The following is a 1028-nucleotide window of genomic DNA, read 5'->3' as shown; positions in this document are numbered from 1 at the left end:
GAATCTTTAAAAGTTATGAAGAATTAAAAAGGGAAATAGAAAAGTATATACGCTATTACAATTACGAACGAATAAAAGAAAAACTGGGCTGGAAAAGCCCAGTAGAATATACAGAGCAATTAATGGCTGCCTAAAGATTTTCTCCTTTCGGATTTTATCCGTCAAGAGTCGCTACGCTTCTGCTCTTGACAGCCAAGACCAGAAAGGAGTTAAATAAAATAGCAGCAAACTAATTTAATTGTTTTCGAAAACCAAGTCCAACTTTTGGGGGTCACTATAAAATACAGTTTTGAGCTGACCGATGAGGAATGGGAAGAAATGCTTAATGAAATGGAACGAATAAATGATCTTAATGATGATTTAAAATATGCATTTATTATCGATGAGCTGTTTCCATATGATCTAGATCTTTGGGAATGTTCCATGGTAGTCGACTCGAATAATATCTGGTATAAGAAAAATCCTGTATATGTAGATCGTTACATCGATACCTATGTCCACGTTATAAGCCGAGAGTTTAACCGGAAAATCTATGATAATATAGAAGAATCTTTCAATCAGTCTTATTTAAAATGGTTTGATCAAAAGGAGTTTGTAAAACTTTTAAGAAGAGATGAGCTAAAGGACACTATTCGATATGAGTTCTAATCGATAAAAGAAGGGTAATATTAATAGATGAAGCCAGAGGGAAGCAACCAAGTTTAATTCTCTTAAAAAGAAGAAGGGAAGACGGGTTTAGAATCTATTTTAGAGCAGCTAGATGGCATAAAGAAGATAAAGACTGCTAAAAAAACAAAAAAAGACTTGATATTTTTAAAGGTTTGTTTTATAATTCTACAGTACTATAAAAATAGATTGTTCTGAGGGAAGAAATTCCCTCTCTTTTTTTGTCTGAAAATAAAAGAAACCCTCTTGAATGATATGTACCCTCTTTACTGGACAACAGTAAGGAGGGTATTTTTATGCGATATAGCTATGAATTTAAAAAAGAATGTGTGGAATTGTATAGACAAGGTCAATGGCCTGAT

General features: G+C 32.9%; 2 protein-coding genes. Both read left to right on the top strand.

The window, feature by feature from the left end; translation table 11 throughout:
* The first annotated feature begins 2 nt into the window (after nt 1–2).
* On the top strand, nt 3–134 hold the full coding sequence (locus ACTQ46_RS11080) for an IS3 family transposase (protein ID WP_441749886.1): 132 nt from the start codon (nt 3–5) through the stop codon (nt 132–134).
* A 184-nt stretch (nt 135–318) separates the two neighbouring features.
* Nucleotides 319–648: a hypothetical protein gene (locus ACTQ46_RS11075; RefSeq protein WP_441749885.1), complete on the top strand. Its 330-nt coding sequence runs from the start codon at nt 319–321 to the stop codon at nt 646–648.
* Nucleotides 649–1028: the final 380 nt, after the last annotated feature.

The sequence above is a fragment of the Gallicola sp. Sow4_E12 genome (assembly GCF_052116305.1).
GTDB lineage: Bacteria > Bacillota > Clostridia > Tissierellales > Peptoniphilaceae > JBQKLI01.
This window is presented reverse-complemented; position numbering and strand designations above follow the sequence as displayed.